Here is a 23,792-nt window from a genome sequence, read left to right on the forward strand (position 1 = left end):
TATCTATTATCACGACTTATCGCAACAAGATATGGTTTGGATTTTTGAATATTTGTGAACTTCCCTTAGCATTGCCTAGATTTCCTAACATAACAATTCTTAACCACATAAATAAAGGCTCGGAGCAATGCTCCAAGCCTTTATTTGTACGATTTTCAAATGAATAAGTAACTGGGTGCAATTAAGTATAAAAAACCAAAACCTATGGCGCACGCGCAGCGTGCGCCATAGGTTTTGGTTCTGCTTTTTAATTATGCCTAGCTACTTATATACTCATTTGAAAATCGCGATAAATCATTCTCCATAAGAGTTTTGGATTGTCATTTTGCCTATAGCAAAATGACAATCGCTACATAACTATCTAAATACATTTTGCCGTGAAGCTAATCTTGCCTTACCTGATGCAGCCCATTCTTGGAGGACTTGAATTTCCTGCTGAGCCGTTTGCGCTAATGGCACAATTTGGCTAGCCGCTTCGAGAATGTCATCGGTGGTGAAGTCACGATTTTGACTGAAGCCAATGTGCATCGCTTCGATTATGCCCTGCTCGATTTCTGCACCTGAAAAATCGGGTGTTTCATAGGCAAGGCGATCGATATCGTAGGCACGAGTATTGTGAGGACGGTATTTGCCTAGATGCACAGCAAATATCTGCGATCGCTCTTCTTGGTTGGGCAAACCCACAAAGAAAACTTCATCGAATCGACCTTTACGCAAAAGTTCAGGGGGCAATGCACGAATATTATTTGCCGTAGCTACTACAAATACGGGCGAAGTCTTTTCCGCCATCCATGTTAAGAAGGTTCCAAAAACACGGTTAGTCGTTCCTGAATCACCTCGACCTTCAATACCTGAGAAGGCTTTATCGATTTCATCAATCCATAATACGCAGGGAGAGAGCGCTTCTGCTAGCTGAATCATTTGCCTTGTGCGGGATTCACTCTCGCCAACTAGTCCTGCAAATAGACGACCGACATCGAGACGTAATAGGGGCAAATGCCAATGGTGAGAAATTGCCTTTGCAGTGAGGGATTTGCCTGTACCCTGAATTCCTGCTAATAGCAAGCCTCTGGGATGGGGTAAGCCATACTTACGGGCGCGATCGCTAAAGGCTCCACCTCTCCTTAATAACCATTCCTTGAGATTATCCAAACCACCGATATCACTAATTTCTGTAGTTGATGGATAGAATTCTAGAATCTGGGTTTGGCGAATACTTTGACGTTTTTCTTCGAGAATTAGTTCGACATCTTCGGGACGCAAGCAGTTATTTTCAGCGATCGCTTTAGCTAGGACTCGTCGGATTCTCTCTAGAGATAAACCTTGGCTCGCACGGACTAAATCATCGATCGCCTGTTTATTTAATTGCAGATCATTGCCTGAGTTCGTGGAATTAGCAATTTGTTCAATTTCTATTTTCAGTTCGCTAGGATTGGGAAGTGGAAATTCAAGAATTGAGAAAAATTCACTGAGGCTATCGGGAATACTAATCTGTGAAGCAAGCACAATGATGTTTTGCGCTTCGCTTTTGAGTTTACGGGAAAGATTTTTGAGCTTACGGGCGATCGCCACATCATCGAGAAAGCGATCAAAATCTCGTAACACAAACACTGCACCCTTAGGGATTTTATCCACAAATTCTAAAGCTTGGAGAGGATTGCGTTTACCAGCACCCGCATCGGTGGGATTGGACTGATATCCATCGACAAAATCCCAAATAAATACGCTACGACCGAGGGATTTTGCCACATTGGTAATCACGGCTTCGACCCGTTCCTCTTCGGCTGAAGGTATATAAATCAAGGGATAACGGGCACGCAGGGTCAGATTTAATTCAGCTTCAAAATTCATTGATCAGTAAGCCGTGAGTAAAATGCTAGAATATCTACAGCCTATAATCTACAGCAAACTAAAGCAATAGGGGGAATAGCATTAGATCACGAATGGGTTCTATAAGTATCTGGGTGCAACTAAATATAAAATCCCAAAACCTGTGGCACACGCGCAGCGTGCGCCACAGGTTTTGGTTCTGTTTTTTAATTACGCCTAGCTACTTAGTATTTCTCAAAGAAATTCTTTGTAGATTTTTGGGTTTGTGGAAGCGCACCCCGAAGAGGTGCGCTTCCACAAACGCTTTAGGATTACTATATGCTCGGATGATAAAGTGGCTTTTGTGTAGTAAAATAGAGACTATATGAAAGGGAGTAGCTACTGACAGCTAATTCTAAATCTAACTAAAATCTAAATAAGTTAGAGCTTAAATTAGTCAATAGTCAGTCCACTTGAGTCAACATACTGTCTTAGCCGACTGGTTCAAGTGACAAGTTTTATTTAGAAATTTCTAAAATCTTGGCAGCGAGACTTTCACTGAGTTCACACCTGATGTGAGCTTGGTGAGGTCTTTGCACATCTCTTCAAGCTCGCTCAGGACTTTTCAAAACCTGAAGGAGTTTGCCAGAGTGCTAACCGCTTTTACAGCAAGTTTATTATTAATTACGATTTCTGAATTAGGCGATAAAACTTTTTTTATCGCTGTGATTTTGGCAATGCGTCATTCTCACCGCACAGTATTTTCATCGGTGTTGGCAGCCCTTGCTTTGATGACCGTACTATCAGTTTTATTGGGACAAGCCGTTGCTTTGTTACCAAAAGTCTATACGCACTATGGAGCGATCGCCTTATTCCTGATCTTTGGTATCAAATTAATTTACGACGCTTCCAAGATGCCAGCAAAATCGGAGGAGGCAGTAGTCAACGAAGCCGAAGAAGCTGTAGATACTCAAAATTCCCATCACTCCATTTCTAAATTACCTATTATCGGTAAATTTTTGAGTAGCATTGCCTCGCGCTATCCTTGGCTAGGAGTATGGACTCAAGCCTTTGTGATGACCTTTGTAGCGGAATGGGGTGATCGCACTCAAATTAGTACGATCGCTTTAGCGGCAGCCTATAATCCATTTTTTGTAACCCTCGGCGCGATTTTAGGTCATGCTATTTGCACTGCGATCGCGGTGATAGGTGGTCGCTTAATTGCAGGCAGAATTTCTGAACGAGTGATTACAGCGATCGGGGGCGTTTTATTTATCATTTTTGGTATAACTGCCTATTTTCAAGGAGTCTAGACTTGAGAGAGTGGAATGGGGAGCTTTATGTTGCTCTCTACTTTGGTCTTGTAAGTTGCAATATTGCGTTTTCGTCAAAATTGAGTTACAGAAGTTTGGGAAACGCCTTCGGCGGGAAAACAAACTTCTGTAACTCGTCTGGGAAACGCTATAAAGTAGTTAGATATGTTAAGTGAGTTTGATCAGGTTTGAAAAAGCGTTTAGATGTTTTATTAGTTGACCTAGAGCTTGCACCATCACGGGAGCAGGCTCAAAAGTTTATTCGGGCTGGCTGGGTACAGGTCAATCAACAGGTGATTGATAAACCGGGAACGGAAGTTAAGGAAGATGCGGCAATTTTGGTGAAGCAACAATCGCCTTTTGTGTCCCGTGGTGGTGAGAAGCTAGCGGGAGCCTTGGCTAAGTTTGGCATGGACTTACGTGATCGCACCTGCTTTGATGGTGGGATCTCAACGGGTGGATTTACGGACTGTATGCTCAAGCAGGGTGCGGCAAAGGTTTATGGCATTGATGTGGGCTATGGTCAGGTAGCTTGGGAAATCCGTAGTGATGAGAGGGTAGTATTGCGCGAGCGGACTAATTTGCGGCATCTCACCCCCGATGATTTGTATGGTGATAGTGATATTGTTCCTGACTTTGCTGTTTTGGACTTGTCGTTTATTTCTCTAACTAAAATTTTGCCTGCGTTGTGGAATTTGTTGCGATCGCCCCGCGAAACTTTACTGCTTGTCAAACCACAATTTGAGGCAGGTAAAGGACAAGTGGGCAAAAATGGCATTGTGCGCGAACCCAAAATTAGGGCTGAGGCTATCGCCAATGTTTTAGCCACTGCCCAAGGTTTAGGATGGCAATTTCAAGGTTTAATACCTTCACCAATTCAAGGTCGCACGGGTAATTATGAATATTGGCTCTGGCTCAGTGAGCAATCTTCAGAAATCACTCCACCTAATTTTGATGAGATTCTTGAAATTACAACCTGTGTATAGTCAAGTCAGTTTTTATATAATTTCCAAAGATGATAAGACTCAAGGATAAGTGCTGAAGCCCATACAAAGATACTGACACCAGCCGCTGCTGCCGCAATATCCTTAATAATGCCAATTCGCATATCCTCTCTTGGTTGTACAAAGTCGCACAAAATTTCGATCGCGCTGTTAAATAACTCCGAAACTAACATCATTCCTGTTGCTAGCAAAATTAAAGTAACATCAACCCATTGCTGAACAATAAACGACAAAATAAAGACTGGAACTGATAAAACAAGTTTATAAGCAACACTAAAATCAGATACTGCAAAATGAAGCCCTGAAAATATAACTTTTAACTTTCTGATTGGATCGTAGTTTGATTTGGTGGGCTTAGACATAAATATAGTTGTTTTAAATAATTTGCAGAGGGGCTTCGACTCCGCTCAGCCATCGGTGTAAGCTAGCTGAGCGAAGTCGAAGCTGTAGTTCTTATTTGAATTATCTATACATAAATAAGTGAATTAGAAAAAGTTACCTCAATACCAGTCTTTAATGGTATTTACAGTTGTGATGGTATTGGGAAAGTAGCACCCTGAGAATAAGCTTCAAAATGCTGTTTAAAGTATTCCCATGAGGTCATTTCTGCACCTTCAATTTTTTCTGCTGGAGCATCTTTAAACAGTGGAATACGAGTTTCAATTTCCTTCTTTAAAATTGGAGGTAAGGCATTAAAGTCCTTGACCTTTTTACCATGAGCGCTATAAATCAAATTGCCACTGCGTTGTCCCATTTTCATCCAAGGTAGCCAAGGCCCAACACGATTCCAAGAGAGAGTTAATTTGGAAACAGTGGTAGTACTAGGATCTTCAAGATCGGCAGTGGGGACTGAGAGTTTGAACAATTCCACAGCGCTATAGATCGGGCGATCGCAATATTCGGCAAATTGAGGCTCGTCCGCAAGGGGATTAGGATATTGAGCAAAGAGATCGAAAATAAAGGTAGTCGTATCCCCATCAACCTCAGCAGGAATATTGCGGCGAAATGTGCCTTGAATGGGACTGTTTGCCACATGCATCACTGGCAACATTTCCCCTGTCCAAGGATTTTGCCAATGACGTAGCATCTCGCCAGTTTCAGGATCAAGATATAGCAATACTTCCCGCGATGTAAAATCCCAAGCCCCCTCGCCTTTATCAATACAGCGCCCCACGCTCATGCCAAGGATTTTAAATAGCTTGCGCTTTGGCTCATCGGGCATAAATGAATAGAGGTGGCCACTCCAAGCTAAATATGAGGCTGTACCATCGGTCGTACATCTGGTTTTAGCAAACTGCGTAGCCGAAAATTCTCTCGTTTCTGCAAACATTGCTTTTCTCGCTATTTATTAGATTTTAATCGCTGGTAGCTAGATTCAGTGTACAGAATTTATGCAAAGTGAGAAGTACATAAGATAAACCCTTTACTTAAAGTTAAAAGCCTGTGGTACACGCAAAGCGTGCGCTACAGGCTTTTAATCATGCCCTTTAAAGACGAAATGTTGCTTGATTACATCTAATTTGCTGCATTTCCAATAATCGATGTGGGAAATGATTAATTCGCGATCGCCAGATTGATCGGCTTGATCGGCAAAATTGCCAAGGGTTAGATCACTCCATCCCGTCACACTAATGCGTGGTTTCCAAGGGAATGGGGCATCCCAACTCATTGTCCAATTTGCGGTGATCAGGTTGTCAGTGCGGGCAATGTCATGGAGGTCGAGCTTGAGATTTTTAAACCAAAAGGTAATAAACCCAATCATCTTTTGATATTGCTTAATCCCGCGAAAGTTATAGACAGGATCTTTAAAATAGACATCTTCGCTATAGATGCTATAGGTTTGCGCTTCGGGAAATTTGGCGTAATCCGCCTTAATGATGTCAAGAATATTAGTCATTGATGTGGTCACTGGCGATCGCCTTTTAAAAATAAGTACACTTAAGGGACTTGCTATTTATTAAAGTACCTATGGCTTCGACTCCGCTCAGCCAACGTTAGCTGAGCGAAGTCGAAGCTAGATAACTTTGGTGGGACATTTTTTATCCGTAAGAGCCTAACTTTGTGAAAAATAGGATAAATCTAAATTCTATAGCGCCAAGCTCGAATTGCTAAATCTACAAACCAGCCTAACTTATCAGTTTCTTGTTTTTGAAATTCTTCCCACCAGCCTTGAGGGTTTTTAGAGACTAATTCGGGATAAAGTTCTTCAAAAACAGATTGGTTATTGTAAGCAAAACTTAGCTGTGCAAAATACCCTTTACCCGTACACCATTTAGGCATACAGTCTCTACCATGAATTAAGCTGTTTTTTTCAAAGTTTGCAGATAAATTTTCTCGTTCTTTTGAACTTATGCCACGAGTCGAACTTAATGCTACATATTGAACAACACTTTCAAGTTTAAACAGATCTTCTAATTCAGAAAAAATAATCTCAAATCTCTTCAACTTTACAGGATTACCTGTTGTGTAGTTGAAACTCATAGAAGTATGTTTACTTGGAAGGTACAAGAAGAAAGAGATCTGTTTATCTGAAATACAAATCTCAGCCAGATTTTTACTACCTTTCCTGTCACTTGTGGCGTAAAAAGCACGAGTACCCAAAGAGTTAACTATTTCTTTGACTTTAGGTTGAGCTAAAAAGAGTTTTCGTAAGTTCCAAAAACCTTCTCTGTTTTTGTCAGAGATATTGTAGGTTAAAGCTGCTAGGTTGGGTACTGTTTCACGCATTACACTCCATTTTGGAACAGAATCACACACAAGCTCATTAGACAAGCCAGCTATAGAGTATGGAATTACATGGTTTCGTTTTTCAATTTGAAAAGTTTTCGTTTCAACTAGGAAATTAAATTTCAGTAGTTTGATATTTTCTTCAAACTTACAGGCTTCTTGGTCTACCAGACTATCCTCATGAAAAGAAGGTGCGATCGCAATTAACTCAATAGGAAGTGAATAATTTATTTGATCTGAGAATGGACGCTCAGTAATAATTAGTTTCCTATATCTAACTAGTTGCCAAATAATACTGCGATCTTCTTCATTTTTTAATTCTAAAATGACTGCTTGATGAGTATGTTTATGACGACATAGCAAATCATAACGATTAGTTTTTAATCGAAATTGACGTTGCAATAACTCTAAATCAGGAAAAAGCTCATCAAAGTGATTTTCAATATAAATCTCTAGATCTTCCTCTGATTGAAACCGCAGAGCATTAGCTGTGTATGCAATTCTAGGAATTTTGTCAGAAACTCCCCCCTGACCAAAATACTTAGGCGTTATAGATTTTTTCCGAGGAGGCATATCAAACCATTAATTAGGCTTAAAGTTGTAATTGAGTGATTATATTATAAATAAAATCAAAATTCTACAGATTTTCGCCAACATCACAGGTTATCATCATAATCTGGCATCAATCGTGATAATGCTCAATTGTAATGATAATCTTGAGACTGTTGACTAGAGGAAAATCTTAATGTGGGCTAATGCGATCGCTGCCTATTTGCATTATTTAAGTTTGGGGCTAATCTTTGCATCCTTATCTACAGAATTGTTTACGCTAAAACAGGACTTAACCAATAAAGAGGGATGGCGAATTTTGATTGCTGATAGTATTTATGGAATTGCAGGAATTACTATCTTAACAACAGGAATTTTAAGGGTTTTATATTTTGAGAAAGGAGCCGATTACTATACACATCAGCCTGTTTTCTGGATGAAAATATCGGTATTTATTGTCGTTGGTCTATTGTCTTTGTATCCTACCTTTTCATTTCTGATGTGGATTAAAAATCTACGTGCTGAGAAGCCACCAGAAGTCAGTCCAGAGAAAATTAAAACCCTTAGAACGATCATTCATTTAGAGCTATTGGGTTTTAGTTTAATTCCACTTTTAGCTTCAATGATGGCAAGAGGTATTAGGTTAGGCTTATAACAAAAGGACGCTTTGCGTCCTTTTGTTAGGCATTAGTTAAGTTAAGCGTGAGATGTAAAATAAAGGGGAAGGGGCGGGAGCATGTCACTTTTGCAAAGCAAATGTAGGCTGGCTGTTAATAGACCTCTTGCAGAACTGAGGTCAAGTTAAGAGAGATAGATGAATTGGTGGAAGAAAGACGACCCCCAAAGTTAGAAATACCAGTAATCAAATTACAACGCAAGCCAAAACGAAGATGACGGTTCACGATAAGACAAAGAGAGAGTCTTGACAGTCTCAACTCGATTTCCATTTTAATGCTTGTCTCAAAGCTTTAAATCTTGCTAAGTTTGGCGCGATTCAACTCAATCAATCTCCTCAACCTTTTGTTTTATCTATTGCTAGTTATAAACGTCTGGCTCTAAATCACCATTTACTAGAGCAATTTATTTCCTTATTAGACTTGGATTCCACTTTAAATCTCATCCTATATTCCCATACCTTTGTTACTTACGTCTCTATTGCTTACTAATTTTGTCTGGAGTATTGTCAAACAAAAGTCTGAATTAATAAAAGCTGATAATATGACTGAAAGTATCAAGACTTCAGATAAATATGCAGGCATTAGAACTGAATGGTGGGAAATTTCGGGCAGAAATATTAGTTGAGAAATTGGTTTCCTATGGTATGATGCCGCAGCTGGTCAGGGAAATGACTCTCGATCGCGTGACATCGGATATATCCCTGACTCCTGAAGAACAAAAAACTGCCAATCAACAGGCTTTGCAACAGTTAGGAATTGACTCAGAGGAAAAATTGCGTGCATGGCTAAAACAGCAGGGAATGACGAGCGCAGATTTAGAGAAACGTGCTGAAAAATCACTAAAGCTGGCAAAATTTAAACAGGCAACATGGGGATCAAAAGTTAATTCTGTTTTTTTGGAACGCAAAAAACAATTAGATCGTGTTATTTATTCCTTGATTTGTACTAAAGATTTTTGTATTGCTCAAGAACTATATTTTCGGATTAAAGAAGGGGAACAATCATTTGATGAATTAGCAAGGGAATATTCTCAAGGACCAGAGTCTCAAACAGGAGGATTAATTGGTCCTGTAGAAGTTGGTTCAATTCATCCTGATTTAGCCAAAATGTTAATAGCTAGTGATGTTGGGCAGGTACAAACGCCAACTGTAATTGGCGACTGGATTGTAGTAGTCAGACTAGAAAAATTTCTGCCAGTAAGTCTTGATGAAGGTATCCAACGGCGTTTAATTGATGAGAGCTTCGCTAAATGGTTAGAAGAAAATGTGGCGCAACAGATGGCAACATTTGTGAGGGGATAAATTCATTCATGGGTCATACTTATTTAACAATAATTTACGCCAAAATATGGCAGGATTAGGGCGTAATTCTCAACCTTCTCTTAGAAAGGTTGAGAATTACCTCAAAATCGTTTCACCAAGGTTTGTATGATCTCTACAATCCCAGCTATTCAAGAGTTTCTCTCACTTGTTCCAGAGTTACAGAATATTGATCTTGTCACTTTAAAAGAAATAAGCGAAAGAGTACAACCCTTGCGCTATCGGATGGGTCAAGTAATTTTGCGCCGAGAAACGATGCCAGCGCAGATTTTATTTTTGATGGAGGGGCAAGCGCGACTATTGGGGCAGATTCCTAGGGCAACAGCGCCAGTGACTGTAGACATTCTCAAGCCTAATGCCGTAATGGGTTGGGTGAGTCTAATTCGTAATGTACCTTGTGAAACGGTAATTGCTTCGGTAGAGAGTACTTGTCTTGCCTTGGAAGCATCTGATTTTTGGCAATTGTGCGATCGCAATCCTACTTTAAAGGAAGTTTTTACAAACAAGGTTGGCTTGATTGAAGTATTTGATCTATTGGCGGCGGAAATGGATCGGCGAGCGCAAGCTCCCGCCAATTTAGCGCAGTTGGCACGTGAGATGATGTCTGGTGCACTAGTCATGAATTTAGGTGCAGGTAAATTGCCCTTATCTAAGCTCGATCGCGATTTTGTATGGCTAGTGAGTGGGGGTGAAAATTTTGCGGCTCCCGTTGGTAGTCGAATTGAGGCTATCAATGAGAGCGATATCATTGAAGTTCTACCAGATGGTCAGGCCCGTCTAATCGGTTTGCGAGATAACTTTGCAATCAAAGCCGAAGTAGTGGAGGAAGCACCAGTATTAACTGCATTAGATATTCCCTATGCGCCTGAATTGCCTATGGTAGGAGAGCGTTCTGAACGGAAAGGAACTGATTATCCACATTTTTATGGTAGGGGACCTGTGGATGCTTCCCTTGCTTGTTTCCAAATGTTAGCCAGATATTGGCAGATGCCTTTTTATCGCCATGTAGTCAAGCGGGCAATCGATAACCAATTTGCCCGATCGCCTAAATTGTCATTACAACTCTGTGGGGCGATCGCGGAGCTGATGGGTCTAAATGGACAGTTACTATCGATTCCCGCTAGCGCGATCGCCCAAGTGCCGACTCCTGCTTTGTTAAATTGGCAGGATACTTTTGTAGTGCTATATAAGGCTAGCGATCGCGAATTAGTTTTAGGAATTCCAGAACAGGGCATCGTTACTAAAAAAACAGCTCAATTCGCTGATCTCTGGGGTGAGTCGGGTCAGATTTTACTAGTAAAACCAACTAAGGATACGCCCAAACAAAAGTTCGGTTTATCGTGGTTTTTGCCATCCCTCAAACGCTATCAAAATACTTTAATTACGGTACTGATTGCCTCTTTCTTTGTGCAATTGTTAGGACTAGCAAATCCTTTAATCACACAGGTAATTATTGACAAGGTGATCATTCAAAATGCACCTGCGACGCTGAATACGCTGGGCATTCTCTTGGTGACGATTTCCATTTTTGAAGCAGTGATTAGTGCTTTACGCACTTATTTATTTGTTAATACCACCAATCGCATTGATTTGACCCTTGGCTCGGAAACAATCGACCACCTTGTGCGCCTACCTTTACGCTATTTTGAAAAGCGATCGGTTGGAGAATTATCTAGCCGCATTGGTGAATTAGAAAACATTCGTCAATTCCTAACAGGAACTGCCCTGACCGTAGTGCTAGATGCGGTTTTCTCATTGATTTATATCATTGTGATGATCTGCTATAGCTGGCTACTGACCTTAGTTGCCCTTGGCACAGTTCCCTTATTTGCCTTGCTCACATTTATTGTTGCTCCGATTATTCGCGGACAGTTACGGACTAAAGCTGAGCGCAACGCCACCACGCAATCCTATCTCGTGGAAGTTGTGTCAGGAATTCAGACCGTAAAAGCACAAAATATTGAATTAAAGTCGCGGTGGGAATGGCAACGTCGCTATGCACGCTATGTTTCTGAAGGATTTAAAACCGTTGTCACTTCCACTACCGCAGGATCAACTAGTCAATTTTTAAATCAATTATCAAACTTATTGTTACTTTGGGTGGGCGCATATTTAGTACTTGGTAATCATTTGAGCCTTGGACAGTTAATTGCCTTTCGGATTATTGCAGGATACACAACTACTCCCCTATTACGATTAATTCAGCTTTGGCAAAACTTCCAAGAGACAGCACTCTCCCTTGAGCGTCTGAGCGATATTATCAATCATCCACAGGAACAAGAAGAAGCAGGTCGGCGCAATATTCCCATGCCTGCTATTGTCGGGGCTGTCAGATATGAAAATGTACATTTTCGCTTTGTGCCTAATGGTAATTTGCAACTAAATAATGTCAGTTTAGAAGTTCCTGCGGGGCAATTTGTGGGTGTGGTGGGAGCCAGTGGTGCAGGTAAGAGTACACTCACCAAGCTACTCTCACGTCTCTATGAGCCAGAATCAGGGCGCATTCTCATTGATGACTATGATGTAAGTAAAGTGGAACTTTATTCGCTCCGTCGTCAGATTGGCGTGGTATTGCAAGATACTTTGCTATTCGATGGCACGGTTCAGGAAAATATTGCCCTCACTAATCCTGATGCGACACCCGAAGAAATTACAGAAGCAGCAAGGATTGCTTGTGCCCATGATTTCATCATGCAATTGCCTCAAGGTTATGAGTCACGGGTTGGCGAGAGGGGTTCAGCACTCTCTGGAGGTCAGAGACAGAGAATTGCGATCGCCCGCACAGTATTGCAAAAGCCACAATTACTAATCTTAGATGAAGCGACGAGCGCTTTAGACTACAATACCGAGCGTCAAGTCTGTCTAAATCTTGCCGAAGAATTTCGTGGTCGTACTGTCTTTTTTATCACCCATCGTCTTGCTACAATTCACAACGCTGACTTGATCTTGGTAATGGATAGTGGCAGGGTTGGCGAGCAAGGGACACATGTTGACTTGATGGCAAAACGTGAAAGGTATTACACGCTATATCGCCAACAGGAAGCAGCAGGAGAATCATAATAGATGCCTACTTTTAAGAATTCCTTAGCTACATTAATTACATTTTTTAGACACAGGTGAATGATATGACCGATGCTAATGTAAAGCCTCTCAATAATGAATCAACTTCAGAAACTAAGTTAATCCCATCTGAGAAAGAAGCATCTCCAAATCTGAATGGTAAGCCTAACGCCGATGCTCCTGAAGAGAAAATTCCTGAGGTAACGCAGACCTTTGATCAACCATTAGTATTACGTCAATCACCAAAATGGACTCAGGCAATTTTATGGACTCTGCTAGGTTCTGTTACCTTTGGACTAATTTGGGCTTCATTTGCCAAAATCGAAGAGTCCGTACCTGCCCAAGGCAAATTAGAACCACAGGGTACGGTTAAAGAGGTGAAAGCACCTGCTAGTGGTGTACTTAAGGAAATTTTGGTCAAAGATGGGGATCGGGTAGCCAAGGATCAAGTATTGCTGCGGATTGATGCGACTGCGGCAAAAGCACAGCTTGATTCACTGAAAAAATTACGTCAAAATCTGCAAGAAGAAAATCAGTTTTATCGATCTGTTCTCAATGGTAATCGTCCCACAATCAACCCTAAGAAAGCGATCGCTATTCCTGCGGAGCTAATGGCACTTGCCCGTAATCGTGAGGCACTGATGTCAGAGTCACAACTCTATCGCATTCAGATTAATGGTGGGGGTGCAGATCTCTCTAGCGATCAACAGGATCGACTTAGAGCAAATCAAGCGGAACTAGGTTCGCGATCGCAAGCAGCAGAGGCAAACATCGCGCAAACGATCGAACAACTTAATCAAACTCGGTTGAAGCGGATTGGACGGCAAGAATCTTTGGTGATTAATAAGCAGATTCTGGATGGTATAAAAGAAGCTGTTAAGGAGGGAGCCATTGCAAGGGTGCAATATCTCAAACAACAGGAAGAAGTCAAAAATACTGAGTCAGAAATTCGACAATTGCAACAGGAGGAATTGCGTCTTCAGGCGGCGATCGCTGAAGCGCGATCGCGTCTTAATAACACCTTTGACACCACGCGCAAAGAGTTAACATCCCAAATCGCCGATAACACAAAGCGGATTGCCGAAATCGATAGCCAATTTACAAAGGCACTTGTTGATAACAGCAAAAGGCTTTCGGAAATAGAAGGGCAAATCAGTCAAGCTGAAGTTACCTTGAAGTATCAAGAGTTACGTGCTCCCATAGCAGGTACAGTCTTTGAACTGAAGGCAGGTTTAGGTTATGTGGCTAACACGAATGCACCTGAAAGTGTGTTGAAGATTGTGCCTGACGATCAATTGGTTGCGAAGATATTTATCACGAACCAAGATATCGGTTTTGTCAGAGAGGGAATGCCCGTTGATGTCCGCTTAGATTCTTTCCCTTTCAGTGAATTTGGTGATATCAAAGGAACATTAGTTTGGATTGGTTCTGATGCCATACCGCCTGATCAAGCTAACCCCACCTATCGCTTTCCTGCCAAGGTCAAAATCGAGAAGCAAGCTATTCAGGTGAACAATCGTCCCATTAATTTGCAGTCTGGAATGTCACTGAGTGCCAATATCAAAATTCGCGATCGCACGGTTATTAGCCTCTTTACTGATTTCTTCTTCAAGAATACAGAAAGCCTAAAATATGTCCGCTAAAAGAAAAGAGTTGCATTGCAACTCTTTTCTTTTGTATGTACCGCATAACCTAAATGTTAAATAGAACGAATGGGAATTTGGACTTCGCGCCGCTTGAGTGGTGCTGGCGTATAGGGAGAATCATAGAGAAATTCCCTTGGTTGCCCTGCGATCGCATATTCGGGATGGTTGGCTAGCCATTCCTTCAACTTGGCGATATGTCCTTGATAGCTTTCATAGCCATAGGCTCCCTGCAAACCCAAACTCACAACTAACATTGGTGGATGATCTTCCACTTGAATATCTGGCGATATTTGCTGGGGACTAATGCCACTATTGTTGTACAAAAAAGATACCTTTGCTTTGCCGCTTTGCACTGGCTGATCGATGGTCTCAATGGGATAGCGAGCTTCTACAGGTGTTGTCATCGCAATATTGTTACTACTAATATGCCGAAATAGTGGATTGAAAGCATAACCAGTTGCTTCACGCAAATTGCCCTCATAGGTATATGTCCCTGAGCGATAGGCAGGATATTGCTTTACTTCGATGATGCCGTGAGGTGTGGGGGCGGGAAAGCCGACGGGTAGAGAAGACATATTAATTTTTTGATTGGGCTATGAAGTAAATGCGATCGCTTAACTGTCTTAATAACTGAGCAACATCACCATCAGTGGATTGTAGTTGTGCGACCTTTTCGCAGCTATACATCACCGTTGTATGGTCTTTACCTCCCACAGCTTCACCAATTTTGGGAAGGCTGAGATTGGTATGTTGGCGCATTAAGTACATTACATATTGACGCGCTTGGCTAATTTCGCGGCGGCGGGAATTACCTAAGAGATCGGCTAAATCAATATTTAGCATTTCCGTCACCACACTCAAAACCATTTCGGCGGAGACTTCTACAGGTTCCTTGGGAGGATTGAGAACGGGCGCGACATTTTCTACCGTCATCGGTAAGCCTGAGATGGAAATATAGGCAACGGTTCTTACTAAAGCTCCCTCTAATTCACGAATGTTGGAGGTATAGCTAGCAGCAATGTAATGCAGCACATCGGCAGGAATTTTGAGATTGTCGTATTCGGCTTTTTTCTGCAAAATTGCCATGCGGGTTTCTAAATCGGGAACCTGAATATCGGCAATTAAACCCATCGAGAAGCGCGAACATAGACGCTCTTGTAAACGAGGTATTTGAGCAGGTGGGCGATCGCTTGCCAGCACAATTTGTTTACCCGCTTCATAGAGGGTGTTAAAGGTGTGAAAAAACTCCTCTTGGGTATATTCCTTGCCCTCAATGAATTGAATATCATCGACGATCAGCATATCGATCTCGCGGTATAACTCCCGAAATCTCTGCATACTATCTTTGCGAATTGCGGCAATCAGATCATTAGTGAATTGCTCTGTGGACACATAGGCAATGCGTGCCCTCGGTTCGATTTCCAGATGATAATGGGCGATCGCTTGCATAAGGTGAGTTTTGCCTAAGCCCACACCACCGCAAAGAAATAAGGGATTAAATTCGCGTCCGGGGGACTCAGATACGGCTAAGGCAGCAGCATGAGCCATCCGATTGGTTGCTCCAACCACAAAGCGGTTGAAATTGTATTTAGGATTGAGATTATTGTGCCTTGGTGAACTATGGCTATTCTCAACCTGTGGGTCACTCTGTATATTCGTAGCAGGGAGCGAAGCTGCCATCGCCTGTACTGCCTCATTGGCGATCGCTGTTTCTAAAAGTCCCTCTTGACCACCTTCGTCCTCAGTAACATCCTCATCGGGTTGTCCACTGGGAGGTTCACCACTGGGAGCCGCCACAATATACACTTCGACGGGATAACCTAAAATTTCAGTGACAGCATCCGTAATGTTTTGAAAATAATATTTATGTAGCCAATTCTTGGCAAAAAGTGATGGGGTGCGAATCGTCAAGCGATCGGCTGTAAGCTCGTCAGCCACAACAGTCTTAATCCATCCTTCGTATGTAGGGCGGCTCAGTTGGCTTTCAAGAAGTTCAAGGACTTGATTCCAGAGGGTTTCTAAGGAAATATCAACAGACATTGTTGGTGGTGGTCAAGAGGGCTAACAGCGAATTACGATCTTATCGTGTGTACTAAATTTTTGGAGAATTACTTAAATGAACATTCTGCGGCATTCATCTTGGCAATCTAAACCTCGAATAGCTCTCACTATAGGCGATCCCGCAGGAATTGGAACGGAAATCATTCTAAAATCTCTTGCCGATCGCGATTTACGAACTCTAGATGCTGAGTTCACCATATTTGGTGATCGGCGGTATCTTGAGTCAAATTATCAATTATTAAAAAATTTAAAAACTACCAATATCCAAATTGCCGATCCTGCGAGTTTAGGGATATTTGATATTCGCATTGATGGGGAAATTACGCTAGGAGTTGGCAACCGCGGAAGTGGAGCCGCGAGTTTTGCCTATTTAGATCAGGCGATCGCCCAAACTCTAGCGGGTAAATTCGATGGGATCGTCACTGCACCTATTGCCAAATCAGCATGGAAACAAGCAGGACATGACTATGCAGGGCAAACTGAGTTATTGGCTGAGCGTAGTCACATCGATGATTTTGGGATGCTATTTGTCGGCAAATCGCCATATACGGACTGGATTTTGCGAGCTTTGCTAGCAACGGTGCATATTCCTTTGAGCGAAGTTACTAGACAGCTTACACCTGAACTGATCGAGCAAAAATTAGAATTATTGCGCCGATCGCTATTACAGGACTTTGGGATCACCCATCCACGAATTGCGATCGCGGGGATCAATCCCCATAGCGGTGAACAAGGACAATTGGGGATCGAGGAACGCGACTGGCTTCAACCATTAATTGATCGCTATCGCCAGCAACACCCCAACGTCCAGATTACTAATCCAATCCCACCAGACACCATGTGGGTCAATCCTGCCAAAGCTTGGAAAGATAGAGATCGGATATTTCTTGGCTATGATGCTTATCTTGCCATGTATCACGATCAAGGTTTAATACCAGTTAAGCTCTTAGCCTTTGATCGAGCAGTGAATACGACAATTGGACTACCCTTTGTGCGAACATCACCCGATCACGGTACTGCCTTTGATATTGCAGGCAAGGGGATCGCTGATCCCGCAAGTACGATTGAGGCGATCAAATTAGCCGTAGAGCTTGTCCAAATCAGGCAAGAAACGTCATAATTCATTTGCATTATGAATTATGACGAAGATCTACAAGTTCCTATTGCTGATAAGTCAGAATGAATAACTGATTAAATTACAATATTTTTATATACCTAATCTATAGGTTTATTATGCTGAAAATGAGATTGCCCTAAGCACAATGACTCAAAAAAATGAGATCAATAGTATTGCAGCGCGATTACATCACTAACAAAAGTGCGTCAAGAAGTTATGGTGGAGCAGAAAGGTGGCTTTTGGAGTATGAGTAAAAAACTTGTTCCCAGATTATGTTGAGTCTTAGTTTAAATAAAATTCCTAACGATCAGCAGACTCAAAAAGAAGTCCTAGAGAATATGGTTAAAAAGCTGTCAGAACAGAAAATAGCCTATGAAGTGCATTTGAAAATTAATTGCTTGCAACATGAGACAAATGATCTAGCTAATTATAGCCGTCAACTTTGAAGACTACATGAAAAAGTTTATGGGTTCTTTTCAAACCTTGTTAGTTAGCATTGTCAATGTGGACAAGGAATTTTCTGGAGCCGTACAGGAGATTAAACAGATTGCCTAAATGACGATGAGTCCAGCAGTTTGTTACCCCAACAATTAATGATCGCGCTTCTCAAAAAATTCTTGATTTTCTTGTGGCTAGGGATTTGAAAAAGGATCGTTTAATCAATGCTTTAGAACAAGACAAGAATTTACAATAGTCAAGTCGATTTCGATCAACGCCTTAAATAGGCTTCACCAAGCCTATCTCTAGTTGATTGTTTAGACAATATCCAAACCTACATTCAGTACAAAATCACACCAATTTTAGCTATTCGGGAAGAAAAGCAACAAACACCGTAAACAAGAGGTTAGAGAGACAGAAGAAAGAAAAGGCTGCAAACAAGAAGATATAAAGGAAAAAGTGAGGTTAGAAGTGCTAGAAAAACTACCAAGCGCCAAAGGGATTAATTATCGAGAGTTGGAGAAATTTCTAAAGAATCAGGAATGGCAAAAGGCGGATGGACTGACGACTAAACTGATAAGTCAGTTTGCCAATCAAGAAAAAGAGGGTTGGCCATATTATGAACATATTCCAGATTTTCCCGATGAAGATTTGCGGACGATCGATCAGTTGTGGGTGCATTACAGTAATAACAAGTTTGGCTTTAGCATTCAGAAAAAGCTTTGGTTAGACTGCGGCGGCGAGCTTGGTAAATATGATGATAAAGTGTGGGAAAAATTTGCGACAAAAGTTGGTTGGTATTGTCCACAAAATGATCGTTGGAGGACATATACTGAATTTATGAATGATTCCCCAAACTCACTTCCAGCAAGCCTTCCGTATACTGTGTGTTCTTTTTGGGTGGTTTGGATGTTTAGTGATGATGTTTGGGGATTTTTGATGTTTTTTGATTTCCTCTTCGCTCGCTCAGAGACTTGAGAACTTTAGCAGATAAAGATTACAGTCTAAATATCAAGAAATCTTTACAAACCTATTTCTACAACACAATAGGCTTTTCAGTACTTTTGAAATTTTGTTACATATCACTCTAACCTTACCAGCCGATATAAGGGACTCACTCGAAGCGAGATCGCAAATTGAAGCCATCTTATCTATCGAACTTAACTTTAGTACAAAAAAAGCGGCGCAACGCGCCGCTTTTTTGTAATTATTCAGGAACGACTTGGATTTTGATTGTTGCAGTGACTTCAGCATGAAGCTTAATCGAAACCTCGTAAGTACCTGTTTGATTAATTTCAGGAATTGTAATATCGCGGTGATCGATTTCTAACATCGACTTTGCGGTAATCAATTGAGCAACTTCGCGATCGGTGACAGTACCGAAAATTGCATTACCTTCGCCAACTTTTTTCTTAATAATAAAGCCGCCAATAGTTGCGAGAGCGGTCTTACGGCTTTCAGCTTCCTGACGAATAGCGATTAAACGTTGACGCTCAACTTCTTTGCGTCTTTCAACTTCTTTAACAACACCTGCGGTTGCACGAATAGCTAAACCTTGAGGTATGAGGAAATTTTGAGCATAACCAGGCTTTACAGCTACTAAATCGCCAAGTTTACCTAATTTTGTAACATTTTTGGTCAGCATGACCTGCAAATTACTCTTTGCCATGTGCTTTTGACTCTTACTCGTTTAAAGATAGATTTACATCTACAGGGGCATGCACCCTTAGGTACAATCCCTCATAGATAATAATGAGAATTGCGGCTAACTATGGTCAAACAACAATGTTAGACCTAATATAGATACATTAGGATTTACGGTTTTAACCAGACTTCCTAGTATAGCGAAAAAACTGGCTTTGTAGACTCTACAAAAAATTTACGATGCAGCGTTGGCAGTTACTAAAAATTTCTAGGCACTTTTGCAAGCATTATGTGCCTCTTCTGGTCTTATTCCTAACAGCCACAACGCTGCCTAGTTGTACGATCAGTCAGCCCGCTAAACCTTTTAGCTCTGAGGCTTTACCGACTGAAGCGATCGCCGAAATTAGCGAAATTCGTAGCTATCCAGTCCGAGTTAAATATATTAACTCCACCACCGCCAGACCTGCTACCGTTGGTGTGCCTCTAAAAGTAAATGAAAGCGTAAGCACTGACGAATCTTCAACTGCTCAAATCACGCTGAGAACGGGGACAATTTTTCGCATTGGTGGTACTGCCAATCTCATCCTCAGACCCCAAAACCAAGTAGAAATCGAGTCGGGCAAATTGGTCGCATGGGCGGCAAAGGATAGTAAATCACCTGCTCAAATTAAGACCTCTTTTGGCGAAATATCTAGCAATGATGGGACGTTATATCTAGAAATTCCTGCGAAAGCGGCTGAAGAACGGCGGATCATTTCCCTAGATGGAACTGTTACCGTCTTACTAAAAAGCACATCGGAAATTGTCACCCTAGGTAAAGGTGAAGAAATTAGAATTAAAGCTGATGGCAAAGCTACTGCGCCCAAACGGATCGACAAGGAGAGTATTGATAAAAAAATTGCCAATAATTCTTTGATTTTTGGATTTAGTACCCAGCTCGCCAGTTTGCCTCAAATCACATCAGAATTTGGTGTTACCGCAACAGTCAAAGAGGCAAGTACGATCCAATTCCGTCGTTCGGATTTGCCGAATAAGCCTGATGCTAATAAGTCTAAAGTTACCTATACCTCAGGTACAGCCAATAGCGATCGCCGCGATGAACCAGTTGACCGCAAGCGCGACGATCCTTCCACTAATAAACCCCCTGAGCCTGTAAATACAAGTAAACCAACCTCAGAGCCTTCTTCCGCACCCAATAATGCACCTACGTCAACACCAACTACGCCTCAACCAACACCCATCACTACGAATCCTTCCCCCAAACCTATAGAACCTGCCCCACAACCAGCACCTTTAGAGCCACCACCACAGCCTGTGCAACCTGAAATCCCCGCCCCTGAGCCACCACCAACTACTCCCAAGCCCAAAAACTAAAGAGAAGGCGCATTGCGCCTTCTCTTTAGTTTTTGGAGCTTACAACCTATTGAGTCTAGACAATGGTTTTAATAGGTATATTGCTGCTTTAAATTTAAAATGACAATTTCTTGCAATTTCTAGTAATTTTGATGCATCGATCGCAATTTCTTGTGTTAACATCTGACGCTTAAAAGAGTTTTACACCGCGTCTAGGGATGATGGTCAAGATGTTTGCAGCTAACAAAATGCCACAATTAAATGCTTCAAAAGCGATCGCTAAAACTGCATTAGCAATAACTGCTAACATAGCCAGCTTATTTGTGGTTAGCTATGGACTCAATAATGCCGAAGCTATCAATATTAACAACCCAACACCTCAGCAGGAGACAACTACAGGAGGTAGCAAGGCACTAGTTACCGTCAGACCATCATCCAATTTTGATAGTCGGATTAGTGCCACATTATTGGACAGCCGCGATCGCCTGTGGCTAGGTACTTGGCAAGGCTTAATTCAAATTGATCAACTCACGGGTAAAGCGATCTCTTCAATATCCTTACCCAACTCCACCGTCACTGCCTTACTTGAAGACAATAGGGGCTTCTTTTGGGTTGGCACAACTTCAGGGCTGTATCAAATCAGCCCTAGTTCAGGCAAAATTGAAAATATTGCGATCCAACTATCCTCTAGCCGCATTTTGAGTCTAGCTATGGATCGGGCAGGCTTTATTTGGGTGGGAACCGATCAAGGCATTACTCGCATCAGTCCCTATAATGCTGAGACCTATGCTCGGTTGCCTAATATTCCAGGGACAGCCGCTAATGTGATGCAAATTGACAATGCTGGTAATATTTGGGTCGGTACATTAAATGGACTGTTTAAGATTAATCCGGGGACAGCGAAAATTACTGCACGAATTCCCTTTGTCTCGGGACAAATTGTACAGGCTCTGACTGTTGATCCATCGGGAACAGTTTGGGCAGGTACGCCACGCAATGTGATCGAAATTAATCCCAAAACGAATAAAGCGATCGCCAGAATTAACACTGTCACAGGACGCGATATTGTTGCCCTAGCTAGCGACAAAAGTGGAGAGTTATGGATTGGCATGAGGGATGGTTTGGTACTTGCCAATACTTACAATGGCGAAATTACATCATTCATCAGTAACCTCCCCCATAGTTCTGTTGTCAATTTGCTCATTAGCGAGCACCAATTATGGATTGGCACGATGGGGGGATTGGGCAAAATCAATGCAAAACTGAAAAAATCAGAAATTCCAAACGCAACTGCGACAGTAATTTATACAATACAGAAGTAGATACTAAGCTAAAGCATTTTGCCAGATTGTCAATGTCAGATTAATTTGTTGTAGCGATTTTCTTGTACACATTAGAAAATTGCTATATAGGGACGCACAGTAAAATAAGGAATTGATTTTTTGTGGAGTGGCTTCGCTGCTCTACAAAAAATCAATTCTTTGCATCCAATTTGTTTGACTTTGTTAGAGGCTGTTAATTGCTATAGGGTTGTGGAGAGAGAAACAAAATGGATGTTTGGTTAGCCAAGTTTTATGACATCTTCACGGCTCAGATTTTAGATATTGGTGGAACTAAATTTTCGATCGCCTCGATCTCACTGTTGCTAGGACTGCTGATCTTAGCTTTTTTCCTATCCAAATTAATTAGTGAAACTATCAGACGTGCCTTCCTATCTCGATTTCGCATCAATCGAGGATTACAGGAAGCAATTACTGTATTTATAAAATACTTTTTGATTACCCTGAGCTGCACAATTATCTTGCAAACAGCAGGAGTTAACCTCAGTTCTTTAGCAGTAGTTGCAGGGGTAATCGGTATTGGTATTGGCTTTGGCTTACAAAATCTTTCGAGCAATTTTATTAGTGGTGTTGTCCTACTATTTGAGCAGACCCTCAAAGTTGGCGATTATATTGAAATCGGTGAACTAAAGGGAGTTATTGAAAAAATTTCCATTCGTTCCACTATCCTGCGTACCGATGATGATCTCTTTGTAATTGTTCCTAATCAGCGTCTCATTGAACACAATACTGTCAATTGGAGTTATAGAGGACATACCTGCCGAATTCATATTCCAATTACAGTGGCTCCAGATACTGATTTACTAGTCTTGACAGAAGCTTTGCTGACGGCAGCACGTCATGAACCCTATGTATTACAAAATCCATCATCAGAAGTTAGATTCCAAAAATTTAATCGCGATGCCCTTGAGTTTGAATTACTAGTTTGGATTAATGATCCCAATGAAAATGAAACCATTCGTAGCTCTTTGAACTTTCGGATTGCCTATGAATTTAAGGAAAGAGGAATCAAAGTTCCATTACCTACACGCGATATTATTCTTCGTAATCCTGAATCTGTTCCCTATGTGATGAATGCCTTACAGTCGCAAAGTGAGAATTTGCAACTCCCAAATCTAGCAAAATCAAGTGCTGTTAATTCTTTTTCTACTCCTAGTGATTTCAGTTCTGGCAATCTCCGTGATTTATTGCGAAAAATATCCTACTTTGAAAGATGTACAGAAGTAGAACTCTTTGCCTTAATTGCAAGGGGATATCGTAAGCATTTTGATATTTGCGAAGTAATTTGCCAAGAGAATGAACCCAGCGAAGAGTTCTATATTATTTTGTCTGGGGCTGTAGAGGTTTTTTCGGAACGGAATAATCAAGCGATCGCGACATTAAGAGAGGGAGAGTTTTTTGGTGAGATTTCTCTGCTAATTGGTACACCTCGGACGGCAACTGTGCGTGCTCTGACTGCGGATACAGTTCTCTTTGTAGTTGAGCGTCAGCAGTTGCAAAAGCTCCTTAGCGAACATAAGGAATTAGGAGAGCAAATAGCAGTTAAACTATCGGAACGTCAGCAGGTTCTTGTTAGCCTTGGGCTGCTAAATGAAGAGGAATTGCAGAGATCGCAATATGCTGCCCTATCATGGGTACGCGATCGCCTCAATGCTATTTTCGGGATTAGCTTGGGCAAAAATGTCGCTTAGAAATGTGACGTAATTTTTTGTAGCGCTATTTTGCCATGCCCTAG

At 41.5% G+C, this 23,792-nt stretch carries 19 protein-coding genes; 11 read left to right on the forward strand and 8 right to left on the reverse strand.

The features are described 5' to 3' along the window. Nucleotides 1-357: 357 nt before the first annotated feature. Entirely contained in the window at nt 358-1,851 is a 1,494-nt protein-coding gene (locus HC246_RS15035; protein WP_169364091.1) for an AAA family ATPase, read from the reverse strand. Nucleotides 1,852-2,459: 608 nt separating this feature from the next. On the opposite strand from HC246_RS15035, the gene HC246_RS15040 reads away from it, so the two are divergent. Beyond that, complete coding sequence (locus HC246_RS15040) at nt 2,460-3,122, forward strand: TMEM165/GDT1 family protein (RefSeq protein WP_169364092.1); 663 nt, start codon at nt 2,460-2,462, stop codon at nt 3,120-3,122. A 188-nt stretch (nt 3,123-3,310) separates the two neighbouring features. Beyond that, entirely contained in the window at nt 3,311-4,108 is a 798-nt protein-coding gene (locus tag HC246_RS15045; RefSeq protein ID WP_169364093.1) for a TlyA family RNA methyltransferase, read from the forward strand. Nucleotides 4,109-4,113: 5 nt separating this feature from the next. Here the strand turns inward: HC246_RS15045 and HC246_RS15050 are convergent, their stop codons facing one another. The 4 genes from HC246_RS15050 to HC246_RS15065 all read right to left on the reverse strand — a co-directional run bounded on the left by HC246_RS15050 (nt 4,114) and on the right by HC246_RS15065 (nt 7,426). Then, complete coding sequence (locus tag HC246_RS15050) at nt 4,114-4,488, reverse strand: diacylglycerol kinase (RefSeq protein ID WP_169364094.1); 375 nt, start codon at nt 4,486-4,488, stop codon at nt 4,114-4,116. Between the two features lie 161 nt (nt 4,489-4,649). Then, nucleotides 4,650-5,456 carry a DUF1838 domain-containing protein gene (locus HC246_RS15055; RefSeq protein WP_169364095.1) on the reverse strand — a complete coding sequence of 269 codons (807 nt, stop codon included), beginning with the start codon at nt 5,454-5,456 and terminating at the stop codon, nt 4,650-4,652. A 144-nt stretch (nt 5,457-5,600) separates the two neighbouring features. Then, nucleotides 5,601-6,023 carry a DUF2358 domain-containing protein gene (locus tag HC246_RS15060; protein ID WP_169364096.1) on the reverse strand — a complete coding sequence of 141 codons (423 nt, stop codon included), beginning with the start codon at nt 6,021-6,023 and terminating at the stop codon, nt 5,601-5,603. Between the two features lie 182 nt (nt 6,024-6,205). Continuing rightward, nucleotides 6,206-7,426 carry a PDDEXK family nuclease gene (locus HC246_RS15065; RefSeq protein ID WP_169364097.1) on the reverse strand — a complete coding sequence of 407 codons (1,221 nt, stop codon included), beginning with the start codon at nt 7,424-7,426 and terminating at the stop codon, nt 6,206-6,208. Nucleotides 7,427-7,598: 172 nt separating this feature from the next. Here HC246_RS15065 and HC246_RS15070 point away from each other — a divergent pair, with 172 nt between their 5' ends. From HC246_RS15070 to HC246_RS15085, 4 genes are all read left to right on the forward strand, one after another. Then, nucleotides 7,599-8,057: a DUF2214 family protein gene (locus tag HC246_RS15070; RefSeq protein WP_169364098.1), complete on the forward strand. Its 459-nt coding sequence runs from the start codon at nt 7,599-7,601 to the stop codon at nt 8,055-8,057. 594 nt (nt 8,058-8,651) lie between these two features. Then, on the forward strand, nt 8,652-9,380 hold the full coding sequence (locus HC246_RS15075; RefSeq protein WP_169364099.1) for a peptidylprolyl isomerase: 729 nt from the start codon (nt 8,652-8,654) through the stop codon (nt 9,378-9,380). A 126-nt stretch (nt 9,381-9,506) separates the two neighbouring features. After that, nucleotides 9,507-12,458, forward strand: a complete 2,952-nt coding sequence (locus tag HC246_RS15080) for a peptidase domain-containing ABC transporter (RefSeq protein ID WP_169364100.1) — start codon at nt 9,507-9,509, stop codon at nt 12,456-12,458. A gap of 65 nt (nt 12,459-12,523) precedes the next feature. Next, nucleotides 12,524-14,101, forward strand: a complete 1,578-nt coding sequence (locus tag HC246_RS15085; protein ID WP_169364101.1) for an HlyD family efflux transporter periplasmic adaptor subunit — start codon at nt 12,524-12,526, stop codon at nt 14,099-14,101. A 56-nt stretch (nt 14,102-14,157) separates the two neighbouring features. Here the strand turns inward: HC246_RS15085 and HC246_RS15090 are convergent, their stop codons facing one another. Both HC246_RS15090 and dnaA read right to left on the reverse strand, forming a co-directional pair. Further along, nucleotides 14,158-14,679, reverse strand: coding sequence for a heme-binding protein (locus HC246_RS15090; protein ID WP_169364102.1), 522 nt, complete (start codon nt 14,677-14,679; stop codon nt 14,158-14,160). Between the two features lies 1 nt (nt 14,680). Further along, nucleotides 14,681-16,144: a chromosomal replication initiator protein DnaA gene (gene dnaA, locus HC246_RS15095; RefSeq protein WP_169364103.1), complete on the reverse strand. Its 1,464-nt coding sequence runs from the start codon at nt 16,142-16,144 to the stop codon at nt 14,681-14,683. A 76-nt stretch (nt 16,145-16,220) separates the two neighbouring features. Between dnaA and pdxA the strand changes: the two genes are divergently transcribed. Then, nucleotides 16,221-17,285 (forward strand): 4-hydroxythreonine-4-phosphate dehydrogenase PdxA, encoded by a 1,065-nt coding sequence (gene pdxA / locus HC246_RS15100; RefSeq protein WP_169364104.1) that lies wholly within the window; start codon nt 16,221-16,223, stop codon nt 17,283-17,285. Nucleotides 17,286-18,191: 906 nt separating this feature from the next. Continuing rightward, the gene (locus HC246_RS15105) at nt 18,192-18,698 is read left to right on the forward strand and encodes a GUN4 domain-containing protein (protein WP_169364105.1); all 507 of its coding nucleotides are present in this window, start codon (nt 18,192-18,194) and stop codon (nt 18,696-18,698) included. A gap of 229 nt (nt 18,699-18,927) precedes the next feature. Here HC246_RS15105 and rplI read toward each other — a convergent pair whose 3' ends face one another. Further along, nucleotides 18,928-19,389 (reverse strand): 50S ribosomal protein L9, encoded by a 462-nt coding sequence (gene rplI, locus HC246_RS15110; protein ID WP_169364106.1) that lies wholly within the window; start codon nt 19,387-19,389, stop codon nt 18,928-18,930. A gap of 266 nt (nt 19,390-19,655) precedes the next feature. Between rplI and HC246_RS15115 the strand changes: the two genes are divergently transcribed. The 3 genes from HC246_RS15115 to HC246_RS15125 all read left to right on the forward strand — a co-directional run bounded on the left by HC246_RS15115 (nt 19,656) and on the right by HC246_RS15125 (nt 23,748). Continuing rightward, complete coding sequence (locus HC246_RS15115) at nt 19,656-20,738, forward strand: FecR domain-containing protein (RefSeq protein WP_169364107.1); 1,083 nt, start codon at nt 19,656-19,658, stop codon at nt 20,736-20,738. 227 nt (nt 20,739-20,965) lie between these two features. Then, nucleotides 20,966-22,039, forward strand: a complete 1,074-nt coding sequence (locus HC246_RS15120; RefSeq protein ID WP_225902962.1) for a ligand-binding sensor domain-containing protein — start codon at nt 20,966-20,968, stop codon at nt 22,037-22,039. 227 nt (nt 22,040-22,266) lie between these two features. Further along, complete coding sequence (locus HC246_RS15125; RefSeq protein ID WP_169364109.1) at nt 22,267-23,748, forward strand: cyclic nucleotide-binding domain-containing protein; 1,482 nt, start codon at nt 22,267-22,269, stop codon at nt 23,746-23,748. The last annotated feature ends 44 nt before the right edge of the window (nt 23,749-23,792 follow it).

This window comes from Pseudanabaena yagii GIHE-NHR1, from assembly GCF_012863495.1.
Classification (GTDB): Bacteria; Cyanobacteriota; Cyanobacteriia; order Pseudanabaenales; family Pseudanabaenaceae; genus Pseudanabaena; species Pseudanabaena yagii.